General features: G+C 35.1%; 11 protein-coding genes. All 11 read left to right on the top strand.

Features of this window, described 5'->3' with window-relative positions; genetic code table 11:
- Positions 1-78: 78 nt before the first annotated feature.
- The 11 genes from JS605_RS08000 to JS605_RS07950 all read left to right on the top strand — a co-directional run bounded on the left by JS605_RS08000 (position 79) and on the right by JS605_RS07950 (position 17604).
- Positions 79-1347, top strand: a complete 1269-nt coding sequence (locus tag JS605_RS08000) for a hypothetical protein (RefSeq protein WP_203257173.1) — start codon at positions 79-81, stop codon at positions 1345-1347.
- A gap of 19 nt (positions 1348-1366) precedes the next feature.
- On the top strand, positions 1367-2218 hold the full coding sequence (locus JS605_RS07995; protein ID WP_203257172.1) for a hypothetical protein: 852 nt from the start codon (positions 1367-1369) through the stop codon (positions 2216-2218).
- A gap of 313 nt (positions 2219-2531) precedes the next feature.
- Positions 2532-3944, top strand: a complete 1413-nt coding sequence (locus tag JS605_RS07990; protein WP_203257171.1) for an L-fucose/L-arabinose isomerase family protein — start codon at positions 2532-2534, stop codon at positions 3942-3944.
- Between the two features lie 142 nt (positions 3945-4086).
- Positions 4087-5169, top strand: coding sequence for a PKD domain-containing protein (locus JS605_RS07985; protein ID WP_203257170.1), 1083 nt, complete (start codon positions 4087-4089; stop codon positions 5167-5169).
- Between the two features lie 37 nt (positions 5170-5206).
- Positions 5207-7579 (top strand): alpha-L-rhamnosidase-related protein, encoded by a 2373-nt coding sequence (locus tag JS605_RS07980; protein WP_203257169.1) that lies wholly within the window; start codon positions 5207-5209, stop codon positions 7577-7579.
- Between the two features lie 15 nt (positions 7580-7594).
- Positions 7595-10828, top strand: a complete 3234-nt coding sequence (locus tag JS605_RS07975; RefSeq protein ID WP_203257168.1) for a glycosyl hydrolase — start codon at positions 7595-7597, stop codon at positions 10826-10828.
- A 25-nt stretch (positions 10829-10853) separates the two neighbouring features.
- Positions 10854-12302, top strand: a complete 1449-nt coding sequence (locus tag JS605_RS07970) for an arylsulfatase (protein WP_203257167.1) — start codon at positions 10854-10856, stop codon at positions 12300-12302.
- A 19-nt stretch (positions 12303-12321) separates the two neighbouring features.
- Entirely contained in the window at positions 12322-13737 is a 1416-nt protein-coding gene (locus JS605_RS07965) for a sulfatase (protein ID WP_203257166.1), read from the top strand.
- Positions 13738-13748: 11 nt separating this feature from the next.
- Positions 13749-14801, top strand: coding sequence for an L-rhamnose/proton symporter RhaT (rhaT, locus tag JS605_RS07960; RefSeq protein WP_203257165.1), 1053 nt, complete (start codon positions 13749-13751; stop codon positions 14799-14801).
- A 103-nt stretch (positions 14802-14904) separates the two neighbouring features.
- Positions 14905-16365 carry a sulfatase family protein gene (locus tag JS605_RS07955; protein ID WP_203257164.1) on the top strand — a complete coding sequence of 487 codons (1461 nt, stop codon included), beginning with the start codon at positions 14905-14907 and terminating at the stop codon, positions 16363-16365.
- Positions 16366-16380: 15 nt separating this feature from the next.
- Positions 16381-17604: a mandelate racemase/muconate lactonizing enzyme family protein gene (locus JS605_RS07950; RefSeq protein ID WP_203257163.1), complete on the top strand. Its 1224-nt coding sequence runs from the start codon at positions 16381-16383 to the stop codon at positions 17602-17604.
- Positions 17605-17615 lie beyond the last annotated feature (11 nt).

Genomic DNA, 17615 nt, shown 5'->3' with positions numbered 1-17615 from the left:
TATTATTGTTCTTAAGGAATGGTAGATATTTAACTAGGCGTATTCCACCAAGCCTTCAATAATAATTTACAATTAAGCATGAACAAATTAAAACAAATCAGATCAATAAAAAAGAAACAAATACTATTCTTGATGCTTATTGGTGTGAGCTATATATTAAAAGCGCAATCTAAAAAATTGATCGAACCAATTGTTAGTGAAAGTGTAATATTTGAAGAAAAGTCAGGCATAGTAGCAGTAGAAGCTGAGTTTTTCTATAAACAGTCAAAAACAGATGTACGACAATGGTACCGAGCCTCTAAGTTTGAAGAAGCCAATGCAGGAAGGGATGCAGATACTTTACATGTTTATGGGGCTAGCAATAATGCCTACATAGAGGTTTTGCCTGATACCAGAATTACACATGATGATGCATTGGTAAAAGGTAATAATTTTAGTGATGTGCCAGGGGCTGTAGCTACAGTACATTATAAAGTTAAATTTAATAGTCCAGGACGCTATTATGTTTGGGCACGAGTATTTAGCACAGGAAGTGAAGATAATGGGATACATGTTGGGTTAAATGATGAATGGCCAGAAAGTGGACAACGCATGCAATGGTGTGAAGGTAAAAATAAATGGACATGGGCAAGTAAACAACGTACCAAGGAAATACATTGTGGTATTCCTCACGATATTTATTTAGATATTAAAAAAGCTGGAGTACACGATATTCAGTTTAGTATGCGTGAAGACGGTTTTGAATTTGATAAATTTATTTTAACAACAGATAAATTCTATATCCCGAAGGGTAAAGGGACTACGGTAAAAGCTAATAAAACTTTACCGAAACCTTATCCAACCGTAGCAGCACCAGTTATTAAAAAGAATTACTTTAAAACAATAGCTACGGCATTACCAGATAATAAGTGGATAGCATCTCAAGAATTTCCTGCGTTAGGAACAGATTTTTATAAAAATGGCAATAATTGGATGGCAATAAATCCCAAAACCCATAAAAAAGCCATATCAAGTACGGCATTTCAATTTAAGAGTGGAGTTTATGATATAGTATTTGTTGGTGTAGCAGAGAGCGATGGTAGTTCTACATTTCAGTTGTCAATCAACGGGAAGTTATTAGGGACCTATCAACCACAAATATCAGGGTATATGTTTGAAGAAGGTAAAAATTCCACCAAAATATGGAAAAAAGTAAAATTGAATAAAGGCGATAAAATCACTGTGAAAGCTAAAGTAGGTACAGATGGAAAAGAATTTACGAGAGGGAGATGGGCAGGTATCATCTTTACCCCATCAGGTAAGGGAAAAAAAATACTAGATGCACCATCAACCTATTCTCAAAACTAAAATTTAAAACAGAATTAAAATGGCTAAAATATTTTTTACGATACTAACTTGTTTTGCAATCACTAGTAATGGTTTTTCCCAGCAAGTAAACCCTCCAGCTGGTCGCATAGCTGTAGTAGCAGATGGTAATTCGCCAGACCCCGATGACCTTGGTGGTACAGCGGTTTCACTTGCTATAATTCGTGCAGCAGGTCTGGAAGATAGGTTGGTACATTATTCGCATAGTTGTGATATAGTTCCAACCAAGAGAATCTCAAAAGAAGCAGAGCATGAACGTCACGCATTAATGCAAACTACGTGCGATGGCACTGCCAGACGTTGGGGAGGCTTTGAGCATTTAACGTTTATTGATGTAAAATGGAATTTAGATAAGGCTGTAAAAGATTTAGCTAAAGCCATTAATGCATCTACAAAAGAAAATCCCCTATGGATAGTAGAAGCAGGAGAACCAGATTTAATAGGAATGGCTTTAGATGTATCTCTAAAGTCTAAGCATAAATACGTAAAAGTAATTACCCACCATCCAGCAAACGACCAAACAGGAAAATTCTATGCATGGGAAGAAATTTTAGAATTTGGAGTGGAAGAAGTTCGCATTCCTGACCAAAACATCTTACTTAAAGTTGATGAAGCACAATGGGATTGGGCCAAAAATCATAAAGATAGTCGCTTAAACTGGATTTGGTTAATGGGTAAGATTGCCGAGGTTGATAATGTTGTAAAATTCCAAAAAGGCAAATGGGATTGTTCTGATGCAGGAATGATATATTATTGGATAACAGGTGCCAATGTAAATGACGGAGAAATACAACCAGCCGTATATCAGGTAAAAGATATGTTATTAAACTATATAGAGAAAACCCCTCAATAGTTAATCAAAATAGGCATTATTTACATGCATAATATATGGTTGTTTGTTAAATATACTAGGTGTAATAGTCCCGTGTTTAGTATATTTTGATATCATTTTGTGCAATAAATATATCAAAACATGAATTGTGTTTTTAAAGAGTATCCACGTATTTTACATTCCTATTTGTTTTAAATAGGCATTTATGTGTTATTCCTAAGTTGTTTAGGAAATAAGATAATGAACATGCTTAAGGCACCTCAAAATCTTTTCTGAGGTAAATTATAAGCCTTGTTGTTCTTTAATTTAAGTTTAAAAATAAATCAATGTAATAATGGTAAAAGTAGGATTATTTGGTATTGGATTAGATACCTATTGGCCCCAATTTGAAGGATTATTAGAACGCCTAGAGGGCTACCAACAACAAATAGCCAATAAGATGGAAGGTTTTGGAGCCCAGGTGGTAAATGTAGGACTTGTAGATGCTCCAGAAGTAGCAAGGGAAAAAGCACAAATTTTAAAAACAGAAGATGTAGACCTCTTATTTTTATATGTATCTACCTACGCATTATCCTCTACAGTATTGCCCGTAGTACAGAAATTGAAATGCCCAACCATTATTTTAAACATACAACCTGTAGCTGCTATTGATTATGATAGTTTTAATCAGCTGGGCGATAGAGGGAAAATGACAGGCGAATGGTTGGCACATTGTCAAGCCTGTTCTGTACCAGAATTGGCAAATGTTTTTAATCGTTCAGGCATCAGCTATGAATTTGTAACTGGGTATTTAGACGAGTCAGTAGTTTGGGAAGAAATACAAGATTGGATTGATGCCGCCAAAGTGGCTAAAGTTATGGCGAATAATCGCTTAGGTGTTTTGGGGCATTATTACTGTGGTATGTTAGATGTTTACGCAGATTTAACTAAACAATCAGCAGCCTTTGGTACACACATTGAAATTGTTGAAATGTGTGAAGTGAAAAAATACAGAGATGCAGTAACCGAAGCTGAAGTTGAAGAAAAAATTACTGAATTTAGAAACACTTTTGAAGTAATTGATGCCTGTGAACAATCAGAATTGGTACGTGCCGCAAAAACTTCAATAGCTTTAGATAAATTGGTTGAAAACCATAATTTGGGCTCTATGGCCTATTATTATGAAGGCGAAACAGCCAACGAATATGAAAATATTGTTACCTCTGTTATCGCAGGAAATACACTTCTAACAGGGAAAAATGTGCCCGTAGCAGGAGAGTATGAAGTGAAGAATGCTCAAGCTATGAAAATTATGGATGCCTTTGGGGTTGGCGGTTCGTTCTCAGAGTTCTATGCTATGGATTTTAATGATGATATCGTCATGTTAGGGCATGATGGTCCAGCACATTTTGCCATTGCTGAAGGAAAAGTGCAATTAGTTCCGCTTCCTGTTTATCATGGTAAACCAGGAAAAGGCTTATCTATTCAAATGACGGTGCAACATGGTCCAGTGACCTTGTTATCTGTGGTAGAAGGTAAAGACGATGTGTTTTTGTTAGTTGCAGAAGGAGAATCTGTTGAAGGGCCTGTACTTCATATAGGTAATACCAACAGCCGTTATCGTTTTTCTATTGGTGCTAGAGCATTTATGAACGAATGGTCTAAACAAGGGCCTTCTCATCATTGTGCCATAGGTGTAGGGCGCATAGCGAATAAGATTGAGAAGTTAGGAAATTTACTAAATCTCAGAGTGGTTAGAATTTGCTAGAATTTTATTTTCGCCATGACATTACAGGATAATTAAAAGGCGGACTAGAGTTAAATTTAATAACTCCAATGAATAACAAAGTAGTTTCAACCCAATATTTTTAATAACGACAAGGCTTAAATTGAATATCAAATAGACTAATATGCGGTTACTTTTTTGTTTTGTATTGGTTCTTGGATTTGGTTTGCGTAACTCTTATTTGCAATCTAGTCGTGATACTATTTACCCTATTTTTCAGTTTCCACAGAACAAAATCCCAAGAATAGATGGGGACTTTTCAGATTGGAATCTAGTTTCAGAAAACTTCGCTATAGGCTTAGACCAAATGAAAGAATCTATTAATGGTATAGGTTTTAATCTAGATGCTACCGATTTGGATATCTCGGTAAAAGTAGGTTGGGTCAAAGACCTAAACCGATTGTATTTTTATGTTGAGGTTTTTGATGATTTCTGGGAATTTGAACAACTTGATATTAAACAAGATATTTTTGAATTGGTGGTAGATGCTGATGTTTCTGGAGGTAATTTTATAAAAAAATGGAACGCCAATAAAAAACATATTCCTATTGAAGAATTACATTTTAGAGGTCATGGCGCGCATGCACAAAACTACCATGTTTTCATCCCTGCAAAAAATAAAGACTGGGCGATGGTTTGGGGAAATACCCCTTGGATTAAAGACTTTCCTTATGCTAACGCAGCTTACGAGCATAATTTAGAACAAGGTAAATCAGGTACACTTAAGCTGGAGTTTTGGATAACACCATTTGATTATGCGGCTATTGAGGGTTTTGATCGTTCTGCGGTTTCAACCTTGAAAGAGAATGAAATTATTGCTATGTCTTGGAGCGTTCTCGACTATGACGACGATAACAAGGAAAGAAAGGATTTTATAAACCTAGCACATAATATTAAAATGATTCATGATGGCGATTTTATGAATCATTTTAGATTAATGCCTTTAATCAAAGAGTTGAAACCAGAATTACAAGCAAATTGGTCTTTTGTCGAGGTTGATAGAGATAAGCGTGTTTTCGCTTTTAAAGATGAATCTGTGGGTAATATTCAGAAGTGGACTTGGGATTTTGGAGATGGAATTACTTCTAATGAACAAAATCCAGTGCATCAATATAATTCTGCAGACCATTGGACTGTGGTACTAACCATTGAAAACAAAGATGGTAAATCTATACGTTCTAAAGTTTGGGATGTGGTTACAAAATAGGTTGAAGTAGTACCATAATAAAGAATATAAAACAAGAATGAGAATAAAATTTAAATACTACAAAGTTATATTTCCATTATTAATGGCTATCGTGTCTTCAGTTTCAGTATTTGCTAGTAAGTCTAATTGGCAAGATGCACAATGGATTTGGCAAGAAGAAGCTGGACCAGCAAATACTTGGGTGGCGTTTCGAAAATCATTCAATCTTAATGAAATTCCAGAGAAAGCTTTGGCAAATATTGCTGTAGATACCAAATACTGGCTTTGGGTTAATGGTAAAATGGTTTTGTTTGAAGGTGGATTAGCTAGAGGAGCAGCACCAAACACAAACTATTATGACGAAGTCAATTTAAAGTCGTATTTAAAAGAAGGACAAAATACTATTGCTATTTTAGTTTGGTATTGGGGTAGAACCCGAAAAGTGCATGATGACAGTGGAAAAGGAGGGCTCTTATTTCATGCCAATTTAGGAAAACAGCAGCTTATTTCTGATACAACTTGGAAAATGAAAGTGCACCCTGCTTACGACCCAAAAAGCGGTGGTGGTGGAGGTAGTGCCAACCGTGTCAATGCATACAATGTGAAATTTAACGCCCAAAAAAGTTTAGGTGATTGGTCAGATAATGCTTGGTACACTAGTAATTACGATGATAAAAATTGGGACAAACCAATTGTAAAAGGTGATGCCAATGGTAAACCTTGGGGAACTTTAGTTAAAAGAGCCATTCCTCAATGGAATGATAGAGGTTTGGTAAACTATGAATCTCTTACATTAAAATCTAATAAAGAGAAGATTCATCTACCTTTTAAGAATACAAAAGATTCTTCGCTTGTAATTCGTGCCAAATTGCCTTTTAATCAGCAAATAACTCCCTATTTAAAAGTAAAAAGTAAAGCAGGTAAAACCATTGTAGCAGATATGGATAATCCATTTAATATGTTAAAGGGGATTTACATAACAAAAGATGGTGTACAGGAATTTGAAGGTTATTCATGGATAAATGGTCACTTTGTGGAATATACAATTCCTGCAGGAGTAGAAGTATTAGAACTAAAATACAGATGGACAGGTGTAGGAGAGATGACAGGAACATTTGAAACGAGTGATTCTTATTTTACACGCTTATGGTGGATGGCTAGAAACACTTTATATGTCTGTGCTAGAAATAATTATATGGACTGCCCAGATAGGGAGCGTGGTTTATGGATTGGTGATGTTGCTGACCAAACAGGTGCTGTTTTTTATACATTGGATGAACCAGGGCGTTTATTATTGAAAAAAGGAATTGATAATACCATAGCTTATAGAGCGGGAGATACCATTCAAGGGTTAGCACCTGGCTTTGGAGCATATCGTGGAAAAAGTAGTGAACTAACAGGACAAAGTTTACAATACATAGATCAAGGTATTTGGCAATATTACTATAATACTGGAGACAAAGCCACACTTGAAAATGCGTATCTAGCCGTTTTTAACTATTTAAAATTGTGGAGTATGCAAGCTAATGGTTTGCCAAAACATAGAAAAGGTTATGCCAATTGGGTAGATTGGGGTATAGATACCGACCCAGTAGCAACGAATGTAGTATTGTATTTTATGGCGTTACAATCCGCTAAAAAAATGGCAATAGCATTAGGAGAAACTAAAGATATTACTTGGTATGATGAACGCATTGCAAGCATCAAGTCTAATTTTGAAAAAGAATATTGGCAAGGGAATCGTTATGGTTCTCAAAATAAAGTCATAGAAGAACGCGTAAGTGCCTTAGCTATTATTAGTGGATTAGCTAAAAAAGAACATTACAATACTTTAGTAGATAGTGTTTTGGTTCCTGTAAAAAAGTCAAGTCCACACATGGAATGGATAGCAGAAGAAGCAATCATGATTACAGGTCAATACGATAAAGGTTTACAGCGTATGAAAGACCGTTATCAAGAACAAGTAAATAAGGAATGGCTAAGTACTTTGTATGAAAAGTTTTTACCAAAATTACGAGGTACCTACAACCATGCTTGGAATGCACCAAATTATGTGCTTTCAAGATACATTGCAGGTATAAAAGCTACAGCTATCGCTTGGTCTTCGTATGAAGTAAAACCAAATTTAGCACATATGACTTCTGTAAAACAGATTGTACCATCTGTTAAAGGAGATATTACTTTAGAAGTAAATAAGACAGAAAGCAACTATCAACTAGATTTAATCTCCCCTGAAAAAACTACAGCTACTGTTTACATTCCTAAAGAAGACAAAGAAATTGTAAAGATTTTAGTAAATGGTAAAAATGTTTGGAGAAAAAATAAGTTGAAAAAACAATTAGAAGGATTTGATTTTAAGAGTGAAGATGATGAATTTTTAGTTTTTCAGATTAAACCCGGTACATGGCAGTTAACAGCTTCTTATAAATAATTTTACAACATAATTATGAAGAAATTAATAGCACTTATTTGTTTATTTCTGTTTTTAACTGGATGCAGTAACTCTCAAAGGTATGAGATTATCAAAACCAATTTTATAAACCCAACAGAAGGCAATAACCTTTGGTGTTATTGGTATTGGATTAACGATGATATTTCTAAAGACGGTATTACCAAAGATTTAGAGGCGATGAAAAAAGCGGGAATTGGAGGCGCTTTAATCGGTAATATTAATCCAGCTCGTAAAGATGGAAAAGTACCCATGTTAAGTGAAGATTGGTGGTCTCACATGGTACATGCGGTTGTTGAAGGAAAACGAATAGGCGTAGACATAGGTGTTTTTAATTGTCCAGGCTGGAGCCAAAGTGGAGGGCCTTGGGTAGATTCTAAAAAAGCGATGCGTTATTTAACGTTTAGCGAAACCAAAGTGGAAGGAGGTAAGTTAGTGAATGTTAAACTAAAACAGCCAAACGAAAAGTTTCAAGACACACATACCTTAGCTTTTAAAGCGTCTGAGACAGAGCAAAGAAGCACACAATTTATTCCAACAAAAGTTACTGCAAATTGGGATGATGTAGATACAAAAGGTTTGATTGATGGAAATGTCGATACTGATACACGTTTTAAACTTCAACCGAAACAAGATTTAGAAATTACATTCAATTTAGAGGAACCTATATCAGCGCGTTCCATTTCAATAGTACCAAGTCAAGAATTTAAATGCCAAATAGAAATATCTGCAATTGTTAAAGGCAAAGAGCAATTCATAAAAAAAATAACTTTCGACCGTTCTAAAATGACATCAAATGTGGGGCCAATTTTAAAAGGGGCTTATGCAACAACGTTACCAGATGTTAAAGCACAGCAATTTAAATTAAAATGTAGTCAGTTTAGTTCTCGTAAAAAAACATTCGGTTTTGCTGAAATTACAATTTCAGAAGCACCAGTATTAGATAAATATATCGAAAAACAATTGGGGAAAATGCATCCAACTCCAACTCCAAGTTGGGATACGTATGCATTCAACAAACAAGAAGAACTTCCGTCTAAAAAGTTAAGTGTAAATCTTGATGATGTAATTGATATTACAGATAAAATTGATGAAAACGGAAACTTAAAATGGAATGCTCCCAAAGGAAACTGGACAGTTTTGCGACTTGGAATGACACCAACAGGAACTAAAAATGCACCTGCTGCACCACAAGGTGTAGGGTATGAAATTGACAAAATGAATGGCGAATTGGTACAATACCATTTTGATAATTTTGTGGGCGAATTGTTAAAGCGAATTCCAGAAGAAAGCAAATCTGCTTTTAAATATGTGATAGCAGATAGTTACGAAATGGGTTCACAAAACTGGACAGACAATTATGAAGTGAAATTCCAAGAAAAATATGGATACAATCCTGTAAAATATTTACCAGTCTTATCAGGTAGAATTGTAGGAAGTGTAGAAGAATCTGAACGTTTTCTTTGGGATTTAAGACGAACAATTGCTGATGATGTAGCCTACGAATACGTGGGCGCATTAAAAAAAGCAAGTAACAAACGCAACCTGAAAACATGGCTGGAAAATTATGGACATTGGGGTTTTCCAAGTGAATTTATGATGTATGGAGGTCAATCTGATTTAATAGCTGGAGAATTTTGGAACGAAGGAACCTTAGGGAATATCGAATGCAAAGCTTCGTCCTCAACCGCACATACTTACGGAAAACCAATAACTTCTGCAGAAGCTTTTACATCTGCTAGAAAAACCTATTTGAGGCATCCAGCAATGCTTAAAAAACGGGGCGATTGGTCATTAACAGAAGGAATCAATCATTTTGTATTGCATTTGTATATTCAACAACCAGATGACAACAGAAAACCGGGAATGAATGCTTGGTTTGGTACAGAATTCAATCGTCATAATACGTGGTTCAATCAAGCCGATTCGTATTTCGATTATTTGCGTCGTTGTCAATATTTGTTACAACAGGGTAAATACGTGGCAGATGTCTGTTATTTTATTGGCGAAGATGCTCCTATCATGACTGGAGGTAGAATACCAGAAATTCCAAAAGGCTATTCTTACGATTACATCAATGCAGAAGTAATTTTAAACAGACTGTCTGTAAAAGACGGACGTTTTGTATTACCAGATGGCATGTCTTATAAAGTAATGGTATTGCCTCCTTTTAAAACCATGCGTCCAGAATTATTGCAAAAGATAGAAAATTTGGTACAACAAGGAGGAATCATTTTAGGGCAGCAACCTGAAAAGTCCCCAAGTTTAGAAAATTATCCCACAAGTGATAACATCGTAAAAAGTATTGCTAATAAGATGTGGGGTGGGGATTATGAAGGTAGCAAAATGGCTAACAGCTATGGAGATGGAAAAGTATTTGATGGATACGATTTGTCAGAAGTTTTTAAGATAGTAAACCTATCAAAAGATGTTGAAGTTTTAGATGATGCGCCAGTTTTATGGACACATAGAAGAACTCCAGAAATGGAGCTTTACTTTATTACCAACCAAAGTAATAAACAAATAGAAATAGCACCAACATTTAGAGTAGATAAAAATTGGAAACCACAACTTTGGGATGCAGTTTCAGGAGAAATTAGAGTTTTACCTGATTTTGAAGTTACTGAAAATGGAATAAAAATACTTTTAAAAATGGAGGGTGCTCAGAGTTGGTTTGTGGTATTCACTGAAGAAAATAAATCATTAACAAAACCAACTAATAGCGCAAACTTCCCTGCTTTTGAAAAAGTAAAAGAAATAGAAGAACCGTTTACAGTAGACTTTTTAAATAAAGACATTGGACCAAAAGATCCAGTAGTTTTTAATGATTTAAAAGATTGGTCTGCCTTAGAAAATGAACAAATAAAATATTATTCAGGTTTAGCAACGTATACCACTACTTTTACTATAGATGCACTTCCTGAAAATGAGGAATTGTATTTAAATTTAGGTAAACTATCTGTCATGGCTAAGGTAAAACTAAATGGAAAAGATTTGGGAGGACTTTGGATAGCACCCTATCGTTTAAATATTACAGAAGCATTGAAAAAAGGAAAAAATCAATTAGAAATTGAAGTGGTAAATCTATGGCGAAATCAATTGATTAAAGATAAATCGCGTAAAGAAGATGAAAAATATACTTGGTTGGTTACAGATGATATTACCCAAAAATCCCCATTGCAAAAATCAGGATTGCTAGGGCCTGTGGTTATTGAGTCTATTCAGTATTGATTTGAAAATAAATTAGAAGCTATTCATGAAACCCAAAATAGAAATTTTTAATATCCTTTTGATTACTTTAATATCTATCATTGTAAGTTGCAAGAAAAAACAAGTGGTAGAAAATAAAGAGGCTATTGAAAATCTAGAAGTAGCCACAAAACCAAACATCATTTTTATTCTAGCAGATGATTTAGGCTATGGGGATGTGGGCTTTAATGGGCAAGATAAAATCAAAACCCCAAACATTGATAAACTTGCGACAAACGGTATGGTTTTTACCAACCATTACACAGGTTCTTCGGTTTGTGGTCCTTCACGTGCAGTGTTAATGACGGGTAAACATACAGGGCATAGCACTGTAAGAGGAAATCCAAGGTGGACAGCAAGTGGAACTCCAGTAGATATTAATGCAGAAGATGTTACTGTTGCAGAAGAATTAAAACGAGCAGGTTATACGACAGGAGTTGTTGGGAAATGGGGATTGGCTGAAAATTTAAACGATGGTATACCAAACAAACAGGGATTTGATTATTTCTATGGATTTAACCAACACTCGCCTGCGCATCATTATTACCCTAAAAGTATCTTCGAAAATGAGAAGAGAATTGCTTTAGATGGTAATAATCCTCAAACAAAAGAAGGGCAACACATTCACTATTTAATAACCGAAAAAGCAACAGAATTTATTGATAAAAACCATAAAGAACCGTTCTTTTTGTATTTATCCTATACTATTCCGCATTTTGAATTAACCATTCTAGAAAAAGAAAAAGAACAATACAAGAATTTAGGTTGGCCAAAACGAAAGATGACACCAGGGCATTATCGACATGATGAACATGGACATATCACGTATGCAGCCATGGTATCTACAATGGATAGAGATATTGGAAATCTTGTTAGACAACTAGAAAAGTTAGGTGTAGCTGATAATACCTTAATTGTGTTTACCAGTGATAATGGGCACGAATACGACGATTTAAAAAATGAATTTTTCAACAGTAATGGCCATTTTAAAGGGCATAAACGTGATTTGTACGAAGGAGGCATTCATACACCATTTGTAGCCTATTGGCCAAATAAAATTAAAGCAGGTTCTAAAACCAATCATATTTCTGCCTTTTGGGATTTTTTACCAACGGCATGCGAATTGGCAGGTATAACACCAACTGATAAAATTGATGGCATTTCTTATGCGCCAACGCTTTTAGGAAATGAAAATCAACAACAAAAACACAACTATTTGTATTGGGAGTTCAACGAAAGACAAGGCCCAATTCAAGCAGTGAGACAAAACAATTGGAAAGCTGTAAAGTTCGATAAAAAACCTGTTGAGTTATATGATTTAAGTAATGATATAGGCGAGCAAAATAATATTGCAGAACATTATCCTGAAAGGGTCAAGGAGTTATTATATTTAATCAATAATTCTAGAACAGAACATCCGGAGTTTCCTCTTATAAAAAAGACGCTTAAAAAATAATCATTGACATCTCCTAAATATGAGAATACATCTAATACTGTTCACTCTTTTGATTACCTTGATTAGCTCTTGTAATAGCAAATCAAATCGAAAGCAAAATACCAAACCCAATATCGTTATCATTAATGTAGATGATATGGGTTGGCGAGATGTTGGTTTCATGGGTAGCGAATATTACGAAACGCCAAATATTGATGCGCTTTGTGCTCAAGGTATGGTGTTTACCAATGGTTATGCAGCATCAGCAAATTGTGCACCAAGTAGAGCTTGTTTAATGACGGGGTTATGGACACCACGTCATGGAATTTACACGGTAAATTCTTCTGAAAGAGGACAATCAAAAGACAGAAAACTTATTCCAACACCAAATACAACCATATTAGCACCAACTCATGCAATCATTCCTAAGGTTTTAAAAAAGAATGGTTATAAAACCTGTCATGCAGGGAAATGGCACTTGAGTCACGATCCCTTAGAATATGGCTTTGATGTGAATATAGGAGGTGGTCATAATGGCCTTCCAAGAAGTTATTATCCACCGTACAAAAATGTTAAAATTAAAAAAGGAAAAAGCGAGTATTTAACTGATTTAATCATGGAAAACACGTTGGAATTTGTAGATACAATTTCATCTCCCTTTTTTTTGTATTATTCGCCTTATGCTGTACATACCCCCATAATGCCAGTAGATAGTTTATTACCTAAATACAAAAACAAGGCGCCTTGGAATGGTCAAGGTAATCCGGATTATGCCTCTATGGTAGATAATTTAGATAGAAATATTGGGTTGCTCATCAAAACTCTAAAAGACAAAAATCTTTTTGATAATACCATGATTGTGTTTACCTCAGATAATGGTGGTTTGTATGGTATTACTAAACAAAAACCCTTGAGAGCAGGAAAGGGAAGCTACTATGAAGGCGGTATTCGTGAACCTTTTTTCTTCGTTTATAACGACAAAATTAAACCCAATATAAAAAGTGAGGTGCCGATAACCAATCTGGATATATTTCCAACAATTTTGGAGTATGCAGGGATTGAAAATGCGCAACTTGAATTAGATGGAAATAACCTTTCGTCAGTTTTAGAAGGTAAAACAGAAATACTAGAACGACCTTTGTTTTGGCATTTCCCTATCTATCTTCAGGCTTATTATAGAAACGATAATGAAAATAGAGACCCTTTATTTAGAACACGGCCAGGTTCTGTGATTCGCAAAGGCGCTTGGAAATTGCATTATTATTTTGAAGACGATGGTATAGAATTGTACAACTTATCTGAAGATATTGGAGAATTAAATAATTTGGCATCAGCAAATCCAAGTAAAAAAGAAGAATTGTTAGGAGAACTTAAGAAATGGTGGGACGTAACAAAAGCACCTATTCCAACTACGATAAACCCCGAATATATAACAAAGGAAACTTATAAGAATTAAAATTTAAAAATATGCAAGCAATATTAGGTGTAATATTTCATTCATTAGGAGGTGTAGCAGCAGGTAGTTTTTATATGCCTTACAATAAAGTTAAAGGTTGGTCTTGGGAAACGTACTGGATGGTAGGAGGCGTCATGTCTTGGTTAATTGTTCCTCCCATAGCAGCATATTTAACAGTGCCTGGTTTTATCGATATAATTTCGGCTAGCTCAAGTACCATCTTGGGATTTACCTTTTTAATGGGCTTACTTTGGGGAGTTGGTGGTTTGTCTTACGGTTTGGGTGTGCGATACTTAGGCATGTCTCTAGGAAACTCAGTGGTCTTAGGGTTTTGTGCGGCATTTGGGGCTATAGTGCCTTCTATTTATTATAACTTTAATCCAGAGGAAGGTAAAACATCGTTTACAGAAATGATAAGCTCAACTGGAGGGCAAGTCGTTTTATTTGGGGTTTTAGTATGTTTGATTGGAATAGCAATTTGCGGAAAAGCAGGAATGCTAAAAGAGGGCGAACTCTCAGAAGAAGAAAAAAAGAAAAGTGTTGCAGAATTCAATCTCGTAAAAGGGTTAATTGTAGCTGTGCTTTCAGGTATATTAAGTTCCTTTTTTAGTTTTGGAATAGAAGCCGGAAAACCATTGGCTGATGCTGCTGTAGCTGCAGGCTATGACCATTTGTTTGCAAATAATGTGACGTTTGTGGTAATTCTATGGGGAGGTTTAGCCACTAATTTTGTGTGGACTACCTATTTGAGTTTAAAAAATAAAGCCTATAAAGATTTTACAAATAAAGAAACACCTATTTCTAAAAACTTACTGTTTTCTGCATTGGCAGGAACCATCTGGTTTTTACAGTTTTTCTTTTATGGTATGGGCGAAAGTAAGTTGGGTAATGGTGCTAGCTCGTGGATTTTACACATGTCTACTATCATTTTAACAGCAAACTTTTGGGGTATTTACCGAAAGGAATGGCATGGTGTAGCAAAAAAAACCAAAACAACCATAACACTTGGTATTGTTGTAATTTTACTTTCTGTGGTGTTGGTCGGTATTGGAAATTCACTATAGCAAGTTGTTACTGCAATTCAAACCCTCTACTACAGGATATTCAAATAATTACTTTTCTATAATTTAGATGAAATAAGAACATTTAAAAATTGATATTTCAAAAATGACTTTTTTAAAGGCAAAAATACATCTATTACTTGTCGTAGTTTTAATGGTTTTTTCATGTAAACACAACACTTCCAAAGAAAAGGCTATAGAACAAAAACCTAATCTTCTTTTCATTTTTGCAGATCAATATAGGCAAGCTTCTTTAGGGTTTTTAAAAGAAGACCCTGTGTACACACCAAATATAGACCAACTCGCCAAAGAAGGCGTGTTTTTTAGTGAAGCTGTGGCAAACAATCCATTGTGTAGTCCTTATAGAGCCATGTTAATGACAGGGCGTTATTCGCTTTCAACAGGTGTTGTAGAAAACTGTAATTCCCAAAGAACCGCATTGGGTAACTATTTGAAGAAGAGTGAAGTTTGTATTTCAGATGTTTTAGTTGATAATGGCTATAGTGCAGGTTATGTAGGGAAATGGCATTTAGATGGTCCAGAACCTACACCACCAGATGTAAAACGCGTTTGGGATACTTGGTGTCCTCCAGATAGAAGGCATGGGTTTTCTTTTTGGTATGCGTATGGAACACATAACAGGCATAACGACCCGTATTATTGGACCACTGATGGCGGGGAAGAAGATAAGGTGTATCCTAAAAAATGGTCTGCTGAACATGAGGCTGATGTTATTATCGATTATTTAGACAATACTGAGAATCAACGTAAAAGTAAAGAGCCATTTGCTTTATTTTGGTCTATCAATCCACCACATACACCATTTAAACAAGTGCCAGAACGTTACCAAAAACGTTATGAAGGCTTAGATTATAAAGAAGTGTTAAACAGACCTAATGTTCAGTTTAAAGATAATTACGAGTTAAAAAGAGGCGACCATGGCGTAGAAAAACGTTTAAATGAAGCCAAAGATTATTTCGCATCTGTAAATGGGGTTGATGACCAAATAGGTCGTGTTATCAAAAAATTAAAAGAGAAAGGCTTATATGAAAATACTATTATTGTGTTTTCAGCAGACCATGGAGAAATGTTAGGAAGCCAAGGCTTAATGCATAAAAATGTATGGTTTAAAGAGGCTTATAGGATTCCTTTAATAGTTCATTATCCTAAAAAAATAAAACCTAAAACTGAAGATTTGTTGATTTCTGTTCCAGATAATATGCCAACATTGTTAGGGTTAATGAATTTAAAGACTGAAATTCCAAAAAAAGTTGAAGGTGTAGATTATTCTGATGTTTTCTTCGATAAAGAAGTCATCCGTCCAGAAAAACAGTTATACTTTGCTGGTAAAAGTTTTGCATCAAAAGGCGATGCTAGAGGTTTCAGGACTAAAGAGTATACCTATGCTGTTGTAAAACATGAAAATGGCAATAAGTTTCATTATCTATATCATGATGCTGAAGACCCCTATCAAATGACCAATATTTGGGGTAAAAATGCTGAGCTAGACCAAAAAATGGAAACAGAATTAGCCGAATTGCTAACTTCTATGAATGATCCTTGGTAAACGAAAATATTACAAATGAAAACAAATCGTAGAAGTTTTATAAAAGGTATCTCCAGTGTTGGGTTGTTCAGTTTATCCTATCCTTTGCTATCATCTTGTATCAGCGATAAAGACGTATTGACAACAAAAATCACAAAAATTGAATTTTACCAATACAACATCAATATTCCACGCTATTTTTCTTTTGGTACGTGGTTGAATCGTCAGCATATATTTATGAAAATTAGTGCAGGGGATTATTATGGATGGTCTGAAATTCCTGCTTCCAGAAATAATCCAGATGTCGATTTGAGTCCGTGGGTACATTATGTGAAACAATTCAAAGGTTTAAGTGTTTTAGAAGCACAAAAGGTATTGCAATTACAACAAGTAAAAGGCTCAAAAACGTCTTTTAAATATTTAGAATTAATGGACATGGGCTTACTCGATTTGGCCGGTCGTTTACAAAATAAACCTTCAATTGAATTATTAGGTTTACACCAAAAAGAAGCCGTTCCTGGCTTGTATTGTATTTTACATAAAGATGAAAACAAAGTCCGTGAAGAAGCTGAAAAAAGTCTAAAGCAAAACCTTGGGCACCATATGAAGTTTAAAATGTATGGAGATGCTGAGGTTGATTTAAAGTTACTACGAATTATTCGTGAAGTTTTAGGAAAAGATGCTGTTGTGATTTCTGATGTAAACAAAGGGTATAAAAAATGGAAATCGCTAGGAGAATTGGCTGAGATTTTGAATACTTTTAAAAAGCATGGGCTTAATGCCATAGAAGACCCTGCACCGCTAACAGTCAAACAATGGATTACACTCCAAAACATGACAGGAGGTTTAGATTTAATTCCAGATGCACCCATGCGACCAGCTTGGAATGGTGTAAATAAACTCCAAAAAGGCATGGGACGTATTATAAACTTGCATCCTTCTACCATGGGAAGTTTTCATCATACAGCCTTATTGGCAAAAAAGGTACAAGATATTGATGCAAAGGTTATGATTGGCGACGATAGTTTGGTAGGCCCTGCATGCTCTGCGTGGCAACAAATAGCTATTGGAGCCGGAGCTACTTGGGTAGAGGCTATTGAGAAAGAAGAAGACTCTAAAGAATATTTAGAATGTATATTAAAATCTGCCACCACTAAACGAAGTGATGGCTATTTTACCCTCGATCCAAAACCTGGTTTTGGATTAGAATTGAACGAAAAAAAATTAAAAACTGTTTGTAGTAGTTTTATAAATGTTTAAACTACAAAAGT

Origin of the sequence: Hyunsoonleella ulvae (assembly GCF_016827605.1) — a bacterium.
In the GTDB taxonomy this organism is placed as follows: Bacteria; Bacteroidota; Bacteroidia; order Flavobacteriales; family Flavobacteriaceae; genus Jejuia; species Jejuia ulvae.
This window is presented reverse-complemented; position numbering and strand designations above follow the sequence as displayed.